This is a genomic window from Pseudomonas sp. S2_B10 (genome assembly GCF_054668425.1).
In genome coordinates, this window is record NZ_CP162768.1 from 5955855 (window position 1) to 5972402 (window position 16548).

Annotated in this window: 16 protein-coding genes and 1 pseudogene; 5 read left to right on the forward strand and 12 right to left on the reverse strand. The window is 58.6% G+C overall.

Translation table 11 applies throughout. From position 1 onward, the window contains the following. Nucleotides 1-209 precede the first annotated feature (209 nt). A complete protein-coding gene (locus AB4O45_RS26720) occupies nt 210-1535 on the forward strand; it encodes a sigma-54 dependent transcriptional regulator (RefSeq protein ID WP_076563015.1) in 1326 nt (441 codons plus the stop codon). Nucleotides 1536-1591: 56 nt separating this feature from the next. On the opposite strand, the gene AB4O45_RS26725 is transcribed toward AB4O45_RS26720, so the two are convergent. The 10 genes from AB4O45_RS26725 to AB4O45_RS26770 form a co-directional block, all read right to left on the reverse strand. Continuing rightward, nucleotides 1592-3844 carry a hypothetical protein gene (locus tag AB4O45_RS26725; protein ID WP_460160879.1) on the reverse strand — a complete coding sequence of 751 codons (2253 nt, stop codon included), beginning with the start codon at nt 3842-3844 and terminating at the stop codon, nt 1592-1594. A 225-nt stretch (nt 3845-4069) separates the two neighbouring features. Beyond that, complete coding sequence (locus AB4O45_RS26730; RefSeq protein ID WP_056785917.1) at nt 4070-5386, reverse strand: hypothetical protein; 1317 nt, start codon at nt 5384-5386, stop codon at nt 4070-4072. A gap of 45 nt (nt 5387-5431) precedes the next feature. Further along, nucleotides 5432-6178, reverse strand: coding sequence for a hypothetical protein (locus AB4O45_RS26735; RefSeq protein WP_460160880.1), 747 nt, complete (start codon nt 6176-6178; stop codon nt 5432-5434). A gap of 43 nt (nt 6179-6221) precedes the next feature. Further along, nucleotides 6222-6902 carry a C39 family peptidase gene (locus AB4O45_RS26740; protein ID WP_024012915.1) on the reverse strand — a complete coding sequence of 227 codons (681 nt, stop codon included), beginning with the start codon at nt 6900-6902 and terminating at the stop codon, nt 6222-6224. A 64-nt stretch (nt 6903-6966) separates the two neighbouring features. After that, nucleotides 6967-7959, reverse strand: coding sequence for a heme utilization protein (locus AB4O45_RS26745; protein ID WP_252869514.1), 993 nt, complete (start codon nt 7957-7959; stop codon nt 6967-6969). Nucleotides 7960-8032: 73 nt separating this feature from the next. Further along, entirely contained in the window at nt 8033-8605 is a 573-nt protein-coding gene (locus tag AB4O45_RS26750) for an adhesin (protein ID WP_095179986.1), read from the reverse strand. 1 nt (nt 8606) lies between these two features. After that, nucleotides 8607-9056: a hypothetical protein gene (locus tag AB4O45_RS26755; RefSeq protein ID WP_056785923.1), complete on the reverse strand. Its 450-nt coding sequence runs from the start codon at nt 9054-9056 to the stop codon at nt 8607-8609. 331 nt (nt 9057-9387) lie between these two features. Further along, on the reverse strand, nt 9388-9912 hold the full coding sequence (locus tag AB4O45_RS26760) for an AAA family ATPase (protein WP_150635354.1): 525 nt from the start codon (nt 9910-9912) through the stop codon (nt 9388-9390). After that, complete coding sequence (gene pnuC, locus AB4O45_RS26765) at nt 9909-10472, reverse strand: nicotinamide riboside transporter PnuC (protein ID WP_133337845.1); 564 nt, start codon at nt 10470-10472, stop codon at nt 9909-9911. The genes AB4O45_RS26760 and pnuC overlap by 4 nt, the downstream gene beginning before the upstream one ends. Nucleotides 10473-10827: 355 nt before the next feature. Next, nucleotides 10828-12462 (reverse strand): methyl-accepting chemotaxis protein, encoded by a 1635-nt coding sequence (locus tag AB4O45_RS26770; RefSeq protein ID WP_460160881.1) that lies wholly within the window; start codon nt 12460-12462, stop codon nt 10828-10830. A gap of 304 nt (nt 12463-12766) precedes the next feature. On the opposite strand from AB4O45_RS26770, the gene AB4O45_RS26775 reads away from it, so the two are divergent. Then, on the forward strand, nt 12767-13597 hold the full coding sequence (locus AB4O45_RS26775) for an undecaprenyl-diphosphate phosphatase (RefSeq protein WP_016774688.1): 831 nt from the start codon (nt 12767-12769) through the stop codon (nt 13595-13597). Beyond that, nucleotides 13594-14022, forward strand: coding sequence for a DUF1294 domain-containing protein (locus tag AB4O45_RS26780; RefSeq protein WP_460160882.1), 429 nt, complete (start codon nt 13594-13596; stop codon nt 14020-14022). The genes AB4O45_RS26775 and AB4O45_RS26780 overlap by 4 nt, the downstream gene beginning before the upstream one ends. A gap of 166 nt (nt 14023-14188) precedes the next feature. Here the strand turns inward: AB4O45_RS26780 and AB4O45_RS26785 are convergent, their stop codons facing one another. Further along, on the reverse strand, nt 14189-14548 hold the full coding sequence (locus AB4O45_RS26785) for an MmcQ/YjbR family DNA-binding protein (RefSeq protein ID WP_323621317.1): 360 nt from the start codon (nt 14546-14548) through the stop codon (nt 14189-14191). After that, the gene (locus tag AB4O45_RS26790; protein WP_056785936.1) at nt 14545-15453 is read right to left on the reverse strand and encodes a LysR substrate-binding domain-containing protein; all 909 of its coding nucleotides are present in this window, start codon (nt 15451-15453) and stop codon (nt 14545-14547) included. Before AB4O45_RS26790 ends, AB4O45_RS26785 begins: the two co-directional genes overlap by 4 nt. Before the next feature lie 126 nt (nt 15454-15579). Here AB4O45_RS26790 and AB4O45_RS26795 point away from each other — a divergent pair, with 126 nt between their 5' ends. Beyond that, nucleotides 15580-16191: an FMN-dependent NADH-azoreductase gene (locus AB4O45_RS26795; RefSeq protein ID WP_016774691.1), complete on the forward strand. Its 612-nt coding sequence runs from the start codon at nt 15580-15582 to the stop codon at nt 16189-16191. 167 nt (nt 16192-16358) lie between these two features. Beyond that, nucleotides 16359-16548, forward strand: a pseudogene (locus AB4O45_RS26800) (dienelactone hydrolase); the annotation flags it as partial.

Below are 16548 nucleotides of genomic sequence, written 5' to 3' on the forward strand. Positions count from 1 at the left end.
TCGGGAGAGGGCTAGGGTGAGGGGCAGCTCTTTGATTCACCGCAAATAGTCGATAGCTAACTAACAACCAACTTTCTTATAACTCTTTTAATACCCAGCCTATAAGCAATCGGTACAAGCCCCCGTCAAAATCTTGCTAGTGTTACAACCGGGTCTGCCAAATGACTGTTTTTACGATCATTTATCAAATTTGGCGCCAAGGAACAGTCATGAGCGAAGCGCCTGCATCGAGACGTTTACTGGTGGTCGATCCCTGCGACGACTGTTATCGCCTGTTGCCCGGATTGCGCGCCGTAGGCTGGGATGTCGACAGTTGTAATCTGGAAAACGCCGCATCCCGGGCCTGCGATGTCGGCCTGCTGCGTTTGCAGCCGTTTCACCTGGAACGACCCGAAGCCGTGAAAGAACTGATCAGCCGTAGCGGCACCGAATGGATCGCTGTGCTCAATCAGGAAGTCCTGCGCTTGCAGAACGTCGGCGATTTCGTTTGTGAATGGTTTTTCGATTTCCACACCTTGCCCTTCGACGTTTCCCGCGTACAGGTCACCCTCGGCCGCGCCTTCGGCATGGCACGCCTGCGCGGGCAGGGTACGATTCATGTCGATCAGCCGGAGCACGAACTGCTCGGCGACAGCAAGCCGATCCGCGAACTGCGCAAACTGCTGAGCAAACTGGCCCCGACCGAATCGCCCGTGCTGATTCGCGGCGAAAGCGGCACCGGCAAGGAACTCGTCGCGCGCACCTTGCACCGCCAATCCCAGCGCCACAACAAACCGTTTGTAGCTATCAACTGCGGGGCGATACCAGAGCATTTGATTCAGTCCGAATTGTTTGGCCACGAAAAAGGCGCGTTCACCGGCGCACACCAGCGCAAGGTCGGACGCATCGAAGCGGCCAATGGCGGCACGTTGTTCCTCGACGAAATCGGCGACCTGCCGCTGGAATTGCAGGCCAATCTCCTGCGCTTTCTGCAGGAAAAGCATATTGAACGGGTAGGGGGCAGTCAGCCGATACCGGTCGATGTACGCGTGTTGGCCGCAACCCACGTTGACCTGGAAGCAGCAATCGAGAAGAAGCGCTTTCGTGAAGACCTTTATTACCGGCTCAACGTCCTGCAAGTGGTCACAGCGCCGTTGCGTGAACGTCATGGCGATCTGTCGATGCTGGCCAACCACTTTTCGCACTTCTACAGCCATGAAACCGGGCGCCGGCCAAGAAGCTTCAGCGAAGATGCGCTGATTGCCATGGGCAAGCACGACTGGCCGGGCAATGTGCGCGAGCTGGCTAACCGGGTCAGGCGTGGGTTGGTGTTGGCGGAGGGGAGGCAAATCGAGGCGCGGGATTTGGGATTGATCAGCCAGCATTCGATCGCAACGCCGATGGGCACGCTGGAGGATTATAAGACGCGGGCGGAACGGCAGGCGTTGTGTGATGTGTTGAACCGGCACAGTGATAATTTGAGTGTGGCCGCGAAAGTCCTCGGCGTTTCGCGGCCTACTTTTTATCGGTTGTTGCATAAGCATCAGATTAGATGAGGGTAAACGTTGATGTAATTGCCAATGCTTTCGGAAGAAAGTTTGGCCTGGTAACGTTATTTTTTTGCGGCTGACATAGAAGTTAAGTTGTACATCGCTCTTAATCTAACCTTCCTAAGGTGGGTTGGCTGCGGGATAGATCCTGCGGTGAATACCAGCACTAGCGTGCTCGGCGTTGGATATTCTGCAACATTAAATGTCACGCTTTTTTTCTGCCATAATTGAGATGGAACTCCATTCGGAAGGAGTTCGAACTTATAGTTTTGTTCAAATGAAAATTTTGTAATGCCTAAGCTTCTATATTCAAAGCTGAACTCGACGAAGTCTCCTGCCTCAATACCTTGAAAAGATTTACAGATCAACAAAGTTGTATCGTGCGGAGTTGAACTTGGTAGAGACTCCAAATAGTATTCATCCGAAGAATAAGAAATCTTGGAGTGATAGATGCTTTTACTCCCCTTGTTTACCCAATGATTCCAGTCATACCCCTCAAACGTAGTCAAATCATCCAACCCAGCCTTGACCCCATAATTCCTCACCCGACACGCCACCGCCTCACCCTCAACCGCCCCCGAATGCAATCCCACCTTCAATACAACAGCCAACTTCGAATCAGCCTTACACCCGCGCAACCACTCCACCTCAGCCAAATAATCAAGCCCCCCTCCCTGATCATGCGCCGCCCCGACAAACTGCTCCCTGACGCGCTCTCCACCACTCGTGAACGTCTCCACATACCTTAACCAGATCGGTAATCCCGCCCGCTGAAACGGCCAGGCACTACACAAAACCTTCGTATCATCCTTGATCAATCCAACATCCAGCACCTCACCATCAAAACCCTCAAGTTTCGGCATAGGCATGCTCGATTGCAGCAACTCGCCAATCACCAACGTCACACTCTGCACAGGCGTCGGCTGGCCATTGACGATCAAGTTGTATTTCAATTCCACACTGCGCTGCAGATTTGCCCCGGTGATAGAAGAATCGATATCGAATTGCACTTTCGACTGTCCCGCCACCGGCTTGTGCTGGGGAGGCACTGAGCCGGCGCCGGGTCCGCCGGCGATTTCCAGTTGCACTTCGTGATTGGCGCCAAACGTCGAAGTGTCAAACACCACGGTAAATCCGCTTTGATGCAGATTCGGGTTCAGCCTGTAATCGGGCGCCTGCACAACCGTTGGCGGTTTCAACTGACTGGCTTCGCCGGTGACCGCGATCACAATGTCATTGGAGGGGCGCGCAGGTGCGCCGGCGCGCAGCAGCTGAAAGCCGACCTTGGCCGAACCGTTGACGATCGCTGTGATCTTGTCGTTCGGGATCGGGAAGTCGTGATGGCCGGGCACGCTGTCGACAGTTTTTTCCAGCGGGCCGACGGTCACGGGCTGTCCTCCAGACGTCGTGCCGGCCCAGGTCAGGACGACCTTGTCACCAGCCTGGTAGTCGGGGCCTGTGAAGTAAACCCGGGCAGCGGCGTCGCTCGTGCCCAGTACCTTCAGGTCGATGGTGGTGACGTTCTGGCCGTTGACCCAGATCGTCGGCGCCGGCAAGCGATTGTTCAGATCCACCGAGACGTAAGTGATTTTCGCCCACCGCGCCTTCGGATCCGGCAGATTACCCACCCGGTCGACGACCTGATAGCTCACTTCGATATTGTTGCCGTTGCCTTGCGCCCTGATGACGTCCTCGGTGAAGGTAGCGAAGATCGGATGGTTGACCGGATCGTCGATCTGCTCTCTGGTGACCGGGTAGTACGTCACCACCTGATCACCCCAACGGCACCGAATGGTGTCGAAGATGGCGATGTTCTCATAGGGTACGATGTTCATGCGGATTCCCCGCCGGGCCAAATCCTCATTCACGCCATTGGACGGATCCGGGCTAAGCGTATAGATCAGGCCGGAGTTGCCTTCTTCGCTGTCGCTATCGGTGCCACCTGGTTGTGTGAGTTGGACCCACATACGCCGTACCGGCTCGGAGCTGACCGGGTCCTGACCCAAGCGCTGTACGGTGTAAACGATCAGTGCTTCGCCATTGGTGACTTGACCCTTGGGGACTTTGAATTCGAGCCGCTTATTCAAGTTGCTTTCATCGACCGGAATTGTCCCAACTTCGACGCCATCAAAATACATTTTACAGTTGTCATACATCGCCATCCCTACCCACGGATCTACGATGATCAGCAAATCATTTTCGACGGTCTCGAGCGAAATGCCACCGTCGTAGCCCCCATCCTTCAAAACGGCCTGTTTCAAAACAAAGGGTGGATTCAGAGCGAGAATGCGGTTTTCATCCGGTGTCTGGTTCATGTCGATGCTCCATTACGGCCTGTTGCAAGGTGCGAGGCGCTGGAGTCATGTAAGCGGATTCAGCGGTAGGGCGCACCTGTCAGATCTGACAGGTGCGGACGTATTTCCGATAAGTGGTCGCTAGTTGCACCAGCAGCGAAAAGCCGACAGATCAAAGGATCGCAGCCTTCGGCAGCGCCTACACGGAACAATGTAGGGACTGCCGAAGGCTGCGATCTTTTGCTTTTAGAAGTAATACGGGAATTTCAGGCTGAACGAGAAGTCCGGCGCATCATCGGTCATACCGATCGACAAGTTCGGCACGATCGTAAGGTTGTCGGTGGCCGCAATGGTCATGCCGACGTTGAAGTAACCGGCGTTGGCATCACTGGACACCACCGATTCCCAGTCGCCGCCGTCCTGTTTCAGCTTGCTTTTGCGTTGCACCAGGTCGGAGACCGAGAACGACATACTCATCTTCTCGTTGAGCGCGAAGGCGATACCGGCACCGATCTGGAAGCTGTCGCCGATGCGCACTTTGCCCGGGTTTTTCTGATTGACCGTAGAGCTGATGTCGTCGAACGACTCCTCGAGGTTGTGGGTGTAGGAAAGGCTGCCGAACAGCACCGCCGGGTCAAACGTCTTGACCAGCGAGATACCCGGCGTGATCGACCAGACGCCGTTGCCGGTGGGCAGGGTGTCGGGGACGAACAGGTTGGAGTTGGCGTCGGTCTGGCGCAGTTTGATGCCGAACGGGTCTTTGCCGGTCGGCGCCTTGACGCGCAAGGTGACGACGGCGTCCGGGGTGTTGACCGATTCGTCGAGGAACTTGTAGGCGATACCGAAGTTGACGTCGCCGATGGTTGGATCCTTGGTGACGGTTTCTTCTGTTGTTACGCCAGCCGCGCCCTCGTTGCCGCCACCGGATTGATACGTCGACTCGCGATAGATCACCGGCACGTTCAGGTCGAACTGCCAGCGGTTATCGAAGTTGTAGCGGCCGGTGAGGTCCAGGGTCCAGGTGTCGGCCTTGATCCGGTCGAGGTTGATGTTGCCCAAAAAGATCGAATCCAGCGCGAGGAACCCGTTCAGGATCAACTGACGGGTGTCGTAGCGTGAATAGGTCAGGCCGGTTTCCACGCTGAACTTGCCGCCGCCAAAGAAACCGCTGGCTTCGTCATACAGGTTGGAAACGCTCTGCGCCGGTTGTGAATCATCGGCCAGCGATTGACCGTAGGAAGCGCCACTGCCCCCGGCGGCGCCTCCCGATGCAGCGGCCGCACCGGTGCCTGTGGCGGCTCCGGCGGCGACGCGATTGCCTTTCATGTCAGACGGCGATTTCGCCAGCCGTTTTGGCGGTGGGGCAGCGGGTGTTTCTTCTACCTGGCGGACCCGTTGTTCAAGTACCGCCAGCGCTTGTTGTTGTTGTTCGTATCGTTGTCTCAGTTCCAGAAGTTCCCGTTTCAGGGCTTCTACATCGGCGTCGGGTGCTGCTTGCAGCATTGCCGCCGGGAGAAGGGTACTCAAACACACTGCGGCACGCAGTGATACTGATCGATACATGAATAAGCCGTCCCTTTAAGCCCAATGATCGAGACTCAGCGTAGTTCAATATCCGATATTGCGTAGGGCGCCGAGTTGGGTCAGGTTGCAATCCAGTGCACCGGCGCTTCTGCCGTTATTGTTCAGTACGACGTTGAGTTGCGTAAGGTTGTTGACCACGTTGGCGCTGCCCAGCAATCGGGTGTTCTGCAGCAGCCCGCCCTGGGCGACTTGTTGCAGCGCGGTGCCCTGATTGCCGCTGGCCTGAATGGCCATTTGCACGCCACCGCCATTGGCTGAAACCGCGACACTGCCGGCGCCGTTGCTGCCAGTAATGGTTTGTCCGGCGATAAGGGCCTGGCCTTGCGATGGCACCAGTGCCGGCGCCTGACTGGCTTCGCTGACTTTGATCGCGACGTTGTTGTTGGCGGTGTTGCCATCGCCGGCGGCGCGTACGCTTTGCGTCACACCCTGGCTGCTGTTGAGGCCGGCGCCACCGATTACGCTGCCGGTGCCTGCGGTGAGGGCGCTGCCGTTGCCCGACTCCTTGATGGTCGAGACGTAGAATTCCGGTTTGACGGTTGCGGCCTGGATCTGCATCGAGGTCGCGGCCCCGATCAAGTCGCCGCTGGCGTTGCGCCAGGTGCTGCTCATGACAATGCCGAAGCTGATGATCCGCCCCGGCATGACGTACCGACCGCGCAGCTCGGCGAGCTCCTGGTCCTTGATTTCGATGGGTTTGAATCCGGCATGGGCTAAACCTGACGCACTCGCTGCCAGGCAGGCGGCGGCCAGCCAGTATGAGCTTTTCATCTGCTGCTCCCGGGACATCCAGTCCCATTCTCTAACTCGGCGATTAAAAGAAGTCGCTCTGAATGAACCCGAAATCCATCAATTCCGCATCTTTGACCGGGTTGAAACTGTCCAGCGAGTTCTTCGCCGTCAGCGGCACCGGAGGGCTGCGCAAGGCGTTGGCCTTGTCGTAACCGGGGCCGACGATGGCAAAGACAATGCCGTTCCAACCTTTGACAAAGTCGTCGTGCTTGTAGCGCTTGTGGCCGAGAACCGGGTCACCGATGTAGACCCAATCCTTGTCCGAACGCTGCAGGACGACGAAATGCTTGTAACCACGAATGTCCATCAGAACCACCACCGGAATGGTCACCGCTTCGAGTTTCTCGGGCGGGATCCGGTAGCCACGGGCGCGCATGCCGATGCTTTCTACGTAGCGCTTCATGTCGAGCATGGAGAAACCCTGGGTTCGCACCAGGTCCTGGTCAGCGTTGACCAGCATGCCTTTGATGATGTGCTCCTCATCGACGTCGAGCCAATAGGCCTGGCGCAGGACCGTCGCCAGTGCAGCAGCGCCGCAGCTGAAGTCGGTTTTCTGTTCGACGATGTCGGCAAACTTGCGCTCACGAATGCTTTGCACATCCTTGTAGACCAGCACGCCACCCGGCAGGGCAGCGACGGGCATCTGTGCCGCCTGAGTCAGGCCGCACAGACAAAGCAGAGCGAGGAGGGCAGGAGTCCGCATGATCGAATACGCCTTGTGGAACCGAGGAAAAGCCCCGTTGCCGGGGCTTTCGTTTCGATCGCGATTACATGCAGGCTTTGCAACCTGCGGCGATGGACAGCGAGTTGCTTTGTTGGTTGCCCACACCCGCCGAGACGTTGGCTCCGCCGTTGCCGGAGAAGTTGTTCATCGAGTTGGTCATGTTGGCGTTGTTGACGACAGGAGTTTTCCAGCCATCTTTGGTCAACACTTGTTGGGTGGTGACGCCAGCGAGGCCAAAAGTACCCACGGCTTCGAACTTGGCTTTCTGATCATCGTTGCCGCCATGGCCGCCGCCACGGTTACCCCAACCACCATGGTCGTTGTCGTCTTCGATGGTCGCAGTGCCTTTGGCTTTGAACACGCCAGCGGCTGCATAAGTACCGGTAAGGGTGTCGGTTTTGTAAGCCTGCACGCCTTTGTTTTCCACGACCAGGCCAGTCGAGGACTGGTTGGCAGAGGCGGCAGCCTGCGCTACACGACCACCGGAAACGGCGATGGCGAGGTTGTTTTTCTGTTGGTTGAAGTTGCCGGCGGTCACGTTGATGCCGATGTTGCCGGAACCGTTGTTGCCAGTATTGGTGAGGTTGGCGTTGTTGAAGGTGGAAGAGTTTTTCACGTAGTTGTTGTTGTTCACCTGAGTCGCGCTCGAGGCGGCAACAGCATTGCCGAAGATGAAGCTTTCGTCAGCGGTAGCCAGCGCAGCAGCGTTGTCCTGCTGGTTGCCGTCGCCGCCCGCCACGTTGGCACCCATGTTGCCGTTGGAGCCGTTGAGCGAGTCGCTGGCATTGGCGTTGTTCAGGGTGCCCTGGTTTTTCACCACGTTGCCGTCGCTGTTTTGTGCGTCAAGTACAGCGGCGCCGGCGCCTGCGGTGATCTGCAGCAGTTGTTCAAGATTCGGACCTTGTGGCTGGCCGTGACCATTGCCGTGCCCGTTACCATGACCGTCGTTGTCACCACGGCCGCCAGCCTGTGCTGCCATTGCCATCACTGCTGCGAGTGCGAAAACCAGTGGTTTGAGAGCCATTGTAGGTTTCATGGTTGTTTCTCCGTCGTGCTTATTAGTTGGTTAAGTGTTGGGACTTTTCTAATTGCACTGCTTTTTGTTTGGGTCAGTCTGCGACCCGGATGCTCAGGGTGTTAGCCATGCGGTTCCCCACCCCGGCACTCTGGTTCACCTGGATTACCCCGCGGCTGCCGGTGAAGGCCTGATCACTGGTCGTGACCTGGCGACTGCCGATTGAGGTACCAGTTGCTCCTGAGCTCGGTATAAACGCCACGTTCTGTTGTGAAAGGGCGCTGTCGTCAACGCTCTGCGGGCCGGCACTGATGCTGACGCGCGTAACGTTGGCCATTTGGTTGTTGGCACCGGCGCCCTGGTTAACACCGAGGATGCCGTTGCCATTGCTGAAAGAGTTGCCGCCGATGTTGGCGCTCGCGTCGATGGCGCGGCTGGCGGGCGTGTCGATGGTTTGCCTGACGCTGGTGGTGGCATGGGCTTCGGTGCCGATGGCAATCGCCTTGGTGTTGGCTTGTTGCATCTGGTCACCGGCAGCCTGGTTGACATTGAAGTTGCCGCGATACTGAGCGCCGGAATCCTGAATGTTTGCCTTGTTGACTGAAGCCGAATCGGCCATGGCGCTGGTGCAGCCGAGCAGGGCAAGAAGCAGCAGGGTGCGATTCATGTCATTGGCCTCCGGCCATGCGAGTCAGAGGCGCCAGCCCGGTACTCATCGCCCGGTTGACCGTGTTGGAGATCGAGGCGCCAGAACCACCGCCGCTGCCAGTACGCATGCCGGGCAGGCCGTTCTGATTGGTCAGGGTGTTCATGCCGGGCAGGTTGGAACTGGGCGTGGTCATGTTGCCGCGAATCGATGAGCCGCTGGCGACACTGGCGAAATCACCGTCAGTGAGTTCGGTACTGCTGAGGGTCTGGTTGATCCGCGCCGAAGGGTTGGCGTTGACCGTGGTCGGATAGGGGTCTTTGCCGCCATTGCGCCCGATCGCGACGGGTTGAACGTCGCGGTTGAGGACGATCACGCCGTTGCCTTCAGCCTGGGCGCTGACGCTGATCAAAGCGCTGGCGGCTGATCCGATCAGCAGGAGGCAGGTCAGGCCTTTATTGAAATTCCCCACGGCTGCAATTCCTTCTTCAGTGGGCTGGGTTATTCAGCGTTGTGAAGGAGAGAGCGAAAGCTGTGCCGGTTTTGAATTATCTTTTTATTTCAACGGCTTACATGCTTTGGGAAATTCCCTGTTGCGGGCACTGTTTCAGCGCTGAGACACAGGGCGGATCGCTTGCGGGGCAATGGGCGCCGGAAAGCTCTGGAACAAGGGTTTGCGCCGAGGTGTTTCATCGGCGTAACAGATCACGTGACGCAATGATGAATGACGCTTGGGCGGGGCCTTTGCGCGGTCGGGAGTGTTTCAAAAACGGACAGTTTTGCGTTAAAAGCCGCCGGGCGGCTTATCTGGACAGCAAACGCTCGACCGCCGCAAAGGCTTGCGTCTGGCGCTCGGCCCAATTGCCTTCGATCATTTGCAGCGGCTGTTGGTGCTGGATCAACCAAACGCGGGTGGCTTCGTAGAACGCCATGCGATCCGCAAGATCCGGTTGGCAGCGCTGGCCGTCTTCGGTCCAGTCGATCTGTTGTGGGGACAACAGCAGGTGCAGGTCGTAATGGCGCGCCAGTAACTCGGTTTCCAGCCAGTCCGGGCAGGCGCCAAACAAAGTCTGGCTCCAGAGGATGTTGCTGAGCAGGTGGGTGTCGAGAATCAGCAGTGGGGGCTGTTTCGCGCGCGCCTGATCTTCCCATTGCAACTGGCCCTGGGCGATATCAGGGATATCCGCAAGGCAAGTGTCGCGTGGGTTGTCTTCGATGAACCGACGAACATATTCATCCACACGCACGCCGCCGAAACGCTGCTCCAGCCCTGCCGCCAGCCAGCTCTTGCCGGTGGATTCCGGGCCGGTCAGAACGACGACTTTCATGTGCGCAACGCCGGATCGGCACGCCATTCCCGCCAGCCTTGCACGGCGAGCAGGGTAAACAGCGCGTACAGGGCGGCGGTCAGGTACAGGCCTTTGTAGATGAACAGGCCGACAAAGATCACATCGAGGACGAACCACAGCGCCCAGCATTGCAGACGTTTTTGCGCCATCCACAGTTGCGCGACCAGACTGAAGCCGGTGAGCGCGGCATCGAGCCACGGCTGTGCGGCGTCGGTCCAGTGCGCCATCGCCGCGCCCAGCGACAGGCTGCCGATCGCCCCGACGCTGAGGCCTAGCAGAATCGAGCGTGCATCGAGGCGGGTAACCTGGCGACCGTCATGCATCGTCCCGGCGCGGGTCCATTGCCACCAGCCGTAGATTTGCAGCGCGGCATAGATCACTTGCAGCAACATGTCCGAATACAGCTTCACCTCAAAGAAGATCCAGCTGTAGAGCAACACCATGACCAGCCCGATCGGCCAGCACCACGGATTCTGCTTGACCGTCAGCCACACGGCGATGACACCGAGGGCAGCGGCAAACAGTTCAAGCCCGGACATGAGTGATCCTTGGGGGAGTTGAGAAGGGGGCGGATTGTACTGCATTAGTCAGGTCAAAAGCCCCTCACCCTAACCCTCTCCCGGAGGGGAGAGGGAACTGATCGCGTTGTTTGGTCGAGGTACGCCGACCTGGAATAACGCGTCGAACGCAGATCATGAAAAGCCCAGTGATCTGCGATCAAAAGCCCCTCACCCTAACCCTCTCCCGGAGGGGAGAGGGAACTGACCGCGTTGTTTGGTCGAGGTACGCTGACCTGGAATAACGCGTCGAACGCAGATCATGAAAAGCGCAGTGATCTGCTCCCTCTCCTCGGGGAGAGGGCTGGGGTGAGGGGGGGCTCACCTCGGTGACCGGTCAGACCCGGAACTGGCGCAGCAACCCGTTGAGCTGTTCGCTCAGTTGCCCAAGCCGCAGGCTGGCTGCACTGGACTGCTCAGCCGCCAACGCGGTGCTATGGGAAAGCCCGGCCGCCTGGGTGACGTTCTGGTTGATGTCCTCAACCACCTGCGCCTGTTGCAGCGTAGCGCTGGCAATCGACGCATTGAGACCGTTGAGATTACGTAACGCCTGGCCAATCGCATTAAGGCTCGCCCCGGCCAGTCCCGCCTGTTCAATGGTCAGTTGCGAGGCCTTGCTGCTGTCGCCGATCACCTTCACCGCAGCCTCCGAATGATTCTGCAAACGCTCGATCATCGACTGAATCTCCGCCGTCGATTTCTGCGTACGCTGGGCCAGCAAGCGCACCTCATCGGCGACTACGGCGAACCCGCGACCCTGTTCACCCGCACGCGCCGCTTCAATCGCCGCGTTCAAGGCCAGCAGGTTGGTCTGTTCGGCAATCGAACGAATCACCTCCAGCACGCTGCCAATCTGCGTACTCTCCGCCGCCAGGGTGCGGATCACTTCCACCGCCTGATCGATCGTGCCCGAGAGCTTGTCGATCTGTTGCAGGCTGCCGTCAATATTGATCTGCCCCTGTTGCGCCTGCGCTTCGGCATCGCGCATTTCTGCGGCGGCGTGTTCGGCGTTTTTCGCCACGTCCTGCACGCCGTAGGTGACTTCGTTGATCGCTGTGGCCACCAGTTCCATCTGCTGCGACTGCTGCTGGCTGCGCTGCTGCGCCTGCGAGGCATCGTTACCCAGCTCGCTGGAAGACTGGCCCAAAGCGCTGGCCGAGACCTGCAGATCACCAATCACTCGGCGCAGCTTGGCGGTGAAGGCATTGAAGTGATGGGCCAGTTCGGTGACTTCATCCTTGCCATGGGTATCGAGGCTGCGGGTCAGGTCGCTTTCGCCACTGGCGATGTTGGCCATCGCATTCACGGTTTCCTGCAACGGACGGACGATGCTGCGTGCGATCAGAATCACCAGCAGCGCCATGATCAGCGCAATCGCCAGGCCGATGGCCGACGCCTTGATCATCTGCCCCTGGAATTCGGCTTGCACATCGTCGACATACACGCCGGAGCCGATCACCCAGCCCCACGGCTCAAACAGCTTCACATAAGAGGTCTTGGCAACGGGATCAGTCGCTCCCGGCTTCGGCCAGCGATAATTGACCATGCCCGCGCCTTTTGCCTTGGCGATGGCGACCATTTCGCTGAACACCGCAAAGCCGTCCGGGTCGCGGATCGCCGAAAGGTTCTGGCCTTCGAGTTTGGGGTTGGTCGGGTGCATGACCATCACGGGCGTGAGGTCGTTGATCCAGAAGTAGTCGCTCTGGTCGTAGCGCAGGCCACGGATCGCGGTCAGCGCCTGCTTTTGCGCGGCATCCCTGGTCAGGGTGCCAGCGGTCTCAAGACCTTGGTAATAGGTGAGCAGGCCACTGGCGGTCTGCACCACGTGCTGGGTTTTCTGCGCCTTGGCGTGGTAGAGGTCGTCATGGATCTGCTTGAGCATCAGCACGCCCAAGGTCAGCAACATGACCACCGCCACGATCAAGATGAGCCACAAGCGTCGGCTGATCGACACACTGCGCAAGCTGTTCATAACGCTGTCACTCCGGATTCTTGTTCCTGTAATAAACGATCGCCAGCATCCAGCCACAGCTGTGGGCTCGCGATCGCGCGACTTGAGCCGCCTAACGCGGGGAGCGCTATTAAGGCTTGTCTGTTAGGATTTCGGCCCCGCGCGCGAAAACCTGAATCCGGTTTTGATATTTCACGGAATTTTTACCGTTTCGTGTGGATCCTGTGCGCGCGCAATCGCTACAGCTTTTACCGGCTACGCTGGACGCAGTGAACGAAAAAATACTATCGGGGCATGCCCGCGTGCATCGCTCTTTGGGGGATTGATGGATCTTTGGACCGCCTTGCAGGCACTGATTCTAGGAGTTGTAGAAGGGCTGACGGAGTTTTTGCCCATTTCGAGCACCGGACACCAGATCATCGTCGCCGACTTGCTGAACTTCGGCGGCGAGCGGGCCATGGCGTTCAACATCATCATTCAGCTCGGCGCGATCCTCGCGGTGGTCTGGGAGTTTCGGCGCAAGATCCTCGACGTGGTGATCGGCCTGCCGACCCAGCCGAGCGCACGGCGTTTCACCGCCAACCTGCTGATCGCCTTCCTGCCGGCCGTAGTGCTCGGCGTAATTTTTGCCGATCTGATCCACGAATATCTGTTCAACCCGATCACCGTGGCGGCGGCGCTGGTCATCGGCGGGATCATCATGTTGTGGGCCGAACAGCGCCAGCATGAAGTCCACGCCGAAACCGTCGACGAGATTCGCTGGACCGACGCGCTGAAAATCGGCTTCGCGCAATGCCTGGCGATGATTCCCGGCACCTCGCGTTCCGGCTCGACAATTATTGGCGGGTTGCTGTTCGGCCTGTCACGCAAGACCGCCACCGAGTTCTCGTTCTTCCTCGCCATGCCAACCATGGTCGGTGCGGCGGTGTATTCCGGTTACAAATACCGCGACCTGTTCGTACCGGCGGATTTCCCGGTATTCGCCATTGGTTTTGTCACGGCGTTCATCTTCGCCATGATTGCTGTACGCGGCCTGCTCAAGTTCATTGGCAGCCACAGCTACGCAGCCTTTGCCTGGTACCGGATTGCGTTCGGCCTGTTCATTCTGGCCACCTGGCAGTTCGGCTGGGTGGATTGGTCGGCAGCGAAGGCATGAATGATCCGCGCACGCGCCGCCCTGAGGGACGACCTACAGGCGGCCGCGTTCAGCATCTGAAATTGAAGCTTGTGGTGTTGCTGATCGTCTGCGCGCTGCCGCTGTTCGGCTCGCTGTCGATGTGGCTCAGCGGCATCTCGCGGGTGCCGCTGTCGGCGTACGGGATTGTCAGTGTGCTGGCGTTCTTTCTGTACTGGGCCGACAAACGCAAAGCCCGCGCCGACGCCTGGCGCACCCCGGAAAATATCCTGCATGCGGTCGAACTGGCGGGCGGCTGGCCGGGAGCGTTGATTGCGCAGCAGGTGTTTCGGCACAAAACGCGCAAGGTGTCGTTTCAGATTCTGTTCTGGGCGATCGTGTTGCTGCATCAGGTGTTCTGGATTGACCAGATTTTCCTCGGTTCCAACCTGTTGTCTTTGATCTAAAGAACACACTTACCCCTGTAGGAGCTGCCGAAGGCTGCGATCTTTTGGGACGCAGAGCGTCCCCGGCTGCATTCCCACGCAGAGCGTGGGAACGATCAATCCTCGCTGATGAGTCGCCTGACAAACCGCCTTCGCGAGCAGGCTCGCTCCCACAGGATTTGCGTGCTTACAAAAGCAGGCCGATTTGGGTTTTCTTAGGCAACTTGCCCACCACCAGTTGATGCGATCGCTGCAACAAACCCTGTAATTCCTCGGCACCCAGCGGGTAGGGCGGGTGCATGATGATCCACTGCGCCCGCGCCAGATACGGCGCCGGATGAATCCCCGGGCGGTCGCAATGGCCGAGAAACAGATCCTTGTCGACCTTGAACGCCAGCGAATCCCCACGTAATCCCTGCAACGCAAACATCTTGTTGCCGGCAATCGAGAACACCCGCACGCCGCCCCATTTGTAATCTTCCCGCGCGCCGGGCAGGGCCAGGCAAAACGCCGCAACTTCGGCTTCGCTCATTCTTCCCTGTTTCATAGAAATCTGTCCCCGCAGGCATTGAACGATTCGACCAGGTGATCAATCCATGCACGCACCGCTGGCATTACCCCGCGCCGGTGCGGATAGACCGCTTGCAGCCAGCCGCCAGGCAATGACCATTGCGGCAGCACTTGCACCAGTGTGCCGTTACGCAATTCGGTTTCGCAGAACATCATCGGCAGCACGGTAAAGCCCTGACCGGCGAGCACGCAGGCCTTGCGCACCACGAAGTCATCAATGCCCAGCCGCGCTTCCATGCTCAGATCGACGCTCTTGCCTTGCTGATCGAGCAGACGGACGTGAACCATGCGGTCGGCCTCCAGCGCGCCGAGTACCGGCAGGTTTTTCAGGTCCTGCGGATGAGTGATGGTCTTGCCTTGCATGAACGCCGGGCTGGCGATCACCACTGCTTGCGCCTGCCGCAAGCGGCGGGTGACCAGCAACGGGTCTTCATCGCCGTGATCGCGCACACGCAAGGCGACATCGATGCCTTCGGTGACCAGATCGACCCGGCGGTTGAGCAGGACGACCTCCAGCTGCACCTGAGGAAACTTGCCGAGAAAATCGCTGATCACCGTCGGCAGCATTTCATGGGCAAGCCCGGTCGGGCACGACACCCGCAAGCGTCCGCGAGGCTCGCTGGACATGCTCGCCACGGCCTCGTCAGCCATTTCTGCTTCCAGCAGCATCGCCTGACAGTGGCGCAAATAGCGTTCGCCCACGGCAGTGAGGCTCAGTTGGCGAGTGGTGCGTTGCAGCAGACGTGCACCGAGGCGCTCTTCCAGCTCGGCAATTCTTCTCGAAAGCCGTGACTTGGGAATACCGAGCAAACGCCCGGCGGCGGCAAAACCGCCGGCTTCGACCACTTTGGCGAAATAGTAGAGATCGTTGAGGTCCTGCATGCGCGTTTCCAGTCGTTCTATCAATGGGACGAACTATCGCATTGTCGGCGACTAATCAGCTATTGGTTTGTTGCGTAGGATTGTCTCCATTCCGTCGCCGCCGGCGATTCTTTCAGGAGAACCCACATGAAACTGTTGCACATCGATTCGAGCATTCTCGGCGACAACTCGGCTTCCCGTCAGTTGAGCCGTCAAGTCGTCGACGCCTGGCAAGCCGCCGAGCCGAGCGCCGTGGTCACCTACCGCGACCTGGCCGCCGATGCGATCAGCCACTTCTCGTCGACCACGCTGGTTGCCGCCGGCACCACCGCCGAACTGCGCGACGCTGCGCAACAGCACGAAGCCGAGCTGAGCGCTTCGACCCTGGCCGAATTCATCGCTGCCGACGCCGTGGTGATTGCCGCGCCGATGTACAACTTCACCGTTCCAACCCAGCTCAAAGCGTGGATCGACCGCGTCGCCGTCGCCGGCCAGACGTTCCGCTACACCGAAGCCGGCCCTGAAGGCCTGTGCGGCGGCAAGAAAGTGGTGATTGTGTCGACCTCTGGTGGCATCCATGCCGGTCAGGCCAGCGGCATCGCTCACGAAGAGTATCTGAAGCTGGTACTGGGCTTCCTCGGCATCACCGATATCGAAATCGTCCGCGCTGAAGGTCTGGCCTATGGCGAAGAAGTGCGCAACAACGCCATGAGCGCTGCGCAAGCGAAGATCAGCGAGCAACTGTTCGCCGCCGCGTAAGGCTTGCGTAAAGAACAGCGTCTGTTCAGGCAATCCCCAAAAAACTCTGTATTCTGATTCCGCAAGGGCTGATTACGGAGTTTTTTGTTTCTGGCTGTTACATAATCTGGCCCGGGTTATGCAGTTTCAGCACATCCGACGATGTGGTCCGACAGGGTGGGGCATTCATGAGGCATCTTTGTGCAATGTTGCTGATTTGCCTGCTGGGCAGCCTGAATTCAGTGCAGGCCGCGCCGGGGCGGCACCCTGTCTGGAGCGTCGGTTATCACGAGATGACCTTTCTCGACCCGCTCGATCTGCAACCGATGCGCGCCATCGCTTTTTACCCGTCCAGTGACCGTGAGCATATGAGTTTGC

What these genes read in the sequence shown, in the direction of transcription:
- AB4O45_RS26720 (WP_076563015.1), top strand. Translation starts at nt 210, where the DNA reads ATGAGCGAAGCGCCTGCATCGAGACGTTTACTGGTGGTCGATCCCTGC.
- AB4O45_RS26725 (WP_460160879.1), bottom strand. Translation starts at nt 3,844, where the DNA reads ATGAACCAGACACCGGATGAAAACCGCATTCTCGCTCTGAATCCACCC.
- AB4O45_RS26730 (WP_056785917.1), bottom strand. Translation starts at nt 5,386, where the DNA reads ATGTATCGATCAGTATCACTGCGTGCCGCAGTGTGTTTGAGTACCCTT.
- AB4O45_RS26735 (WP_460160880.1), bottom strand. Translation starts at nt 6,178, where the DNA reads ATGAAAAGCTCATACTGGCTGGCCGCCGCCTGCCTGGCAGCGAGTGCG.
- AB4O45_RS26740 (WP_024012915.1), bottom strand. Translation starts at nt 6,902, where the DNA reads ATGCGGACTCCTGCCCTCCTCGCTCTGCTTTGTCTGTGCGGCCTGACT.
- AB4O45_RS26745 (WP_252869514.1), bottom strand. Translation starts at nt 7,959, where the DNA reads ATGAAACCTACAATGGCTCTCAAACCACTGGTTTTCGCACTCGCAGCA.
- AB4O45_RS26750 (WP_095179986.1), bottom strand. Translation starts at nt 8,605, where the DNA reads ATGAATCGCACCCTGCTGCTTCTTGCCCTGCTCGGCTGCACCAGCGCC.
- AB4O45_RS26760 (WP_150635354.1), bottom strand. Translation starts at nt 9,912, where the DNA reads ATGAAAGTCGTCGTTCTGACCGGCCCGGAATCCACCGGCAAGAGCTGG.
- pnuC (WP_133337845.1), bottom strand. Translation starts at nt 10,472, where the DNA reads ATGTCCGGGCTTGAACTGTTTGCCGCTGCCCTCGGTGTCATCGCCGTG.
- AB4O45_RS26770 (WP_460160881.1), bottom strand. Translation starts at nt 12,462, where the DNA reads ATGAACAGCTTGCGCAGTGTGTCGATCAGCCGACGCTTGTGGCTCATC.
- AB4O45_RS26775 (WP_016774688.1), top strand. Translation starts at nt 12,767, where the DNA reads ATGGATCTTTGGACCGCCTTGCAGGCACTGATTCTAGGAGTTGTAGAA.
- AB4O45_RS26780 (WP_460160882.1), top strand. Translation starts at nt 13,594, where the DNA reads ATGAATGATCCGCGCACGCGCCGCCCTGAGGGACGACCTACAGGCGGC.
- AB4O45_RS26785 (WP_323621317.1), bottom strand. Translation starts at nt 14,548, where the DNA reads ATGAAACAGGGAAGAATGAGCGAAGCCGAAGTTGCGGCGTTTTGCCTG.
- AB4O45_RS26790 (WP_056785936.1), bottom strand. Translation starts at nt 15,453, where the DNA reads ATGCAGGACCTCAACGATCTCTACTATTTCGCCAAAGTGGTCGAAGCC.
- AB4O45_RS26795 (WP_016774691.1), top strand. Translation starts at nt 15,580, where the DNA reads ATGAAACTGTTGCACATCGATTCGAGCATTCTCGGCGACAACTCGGCT.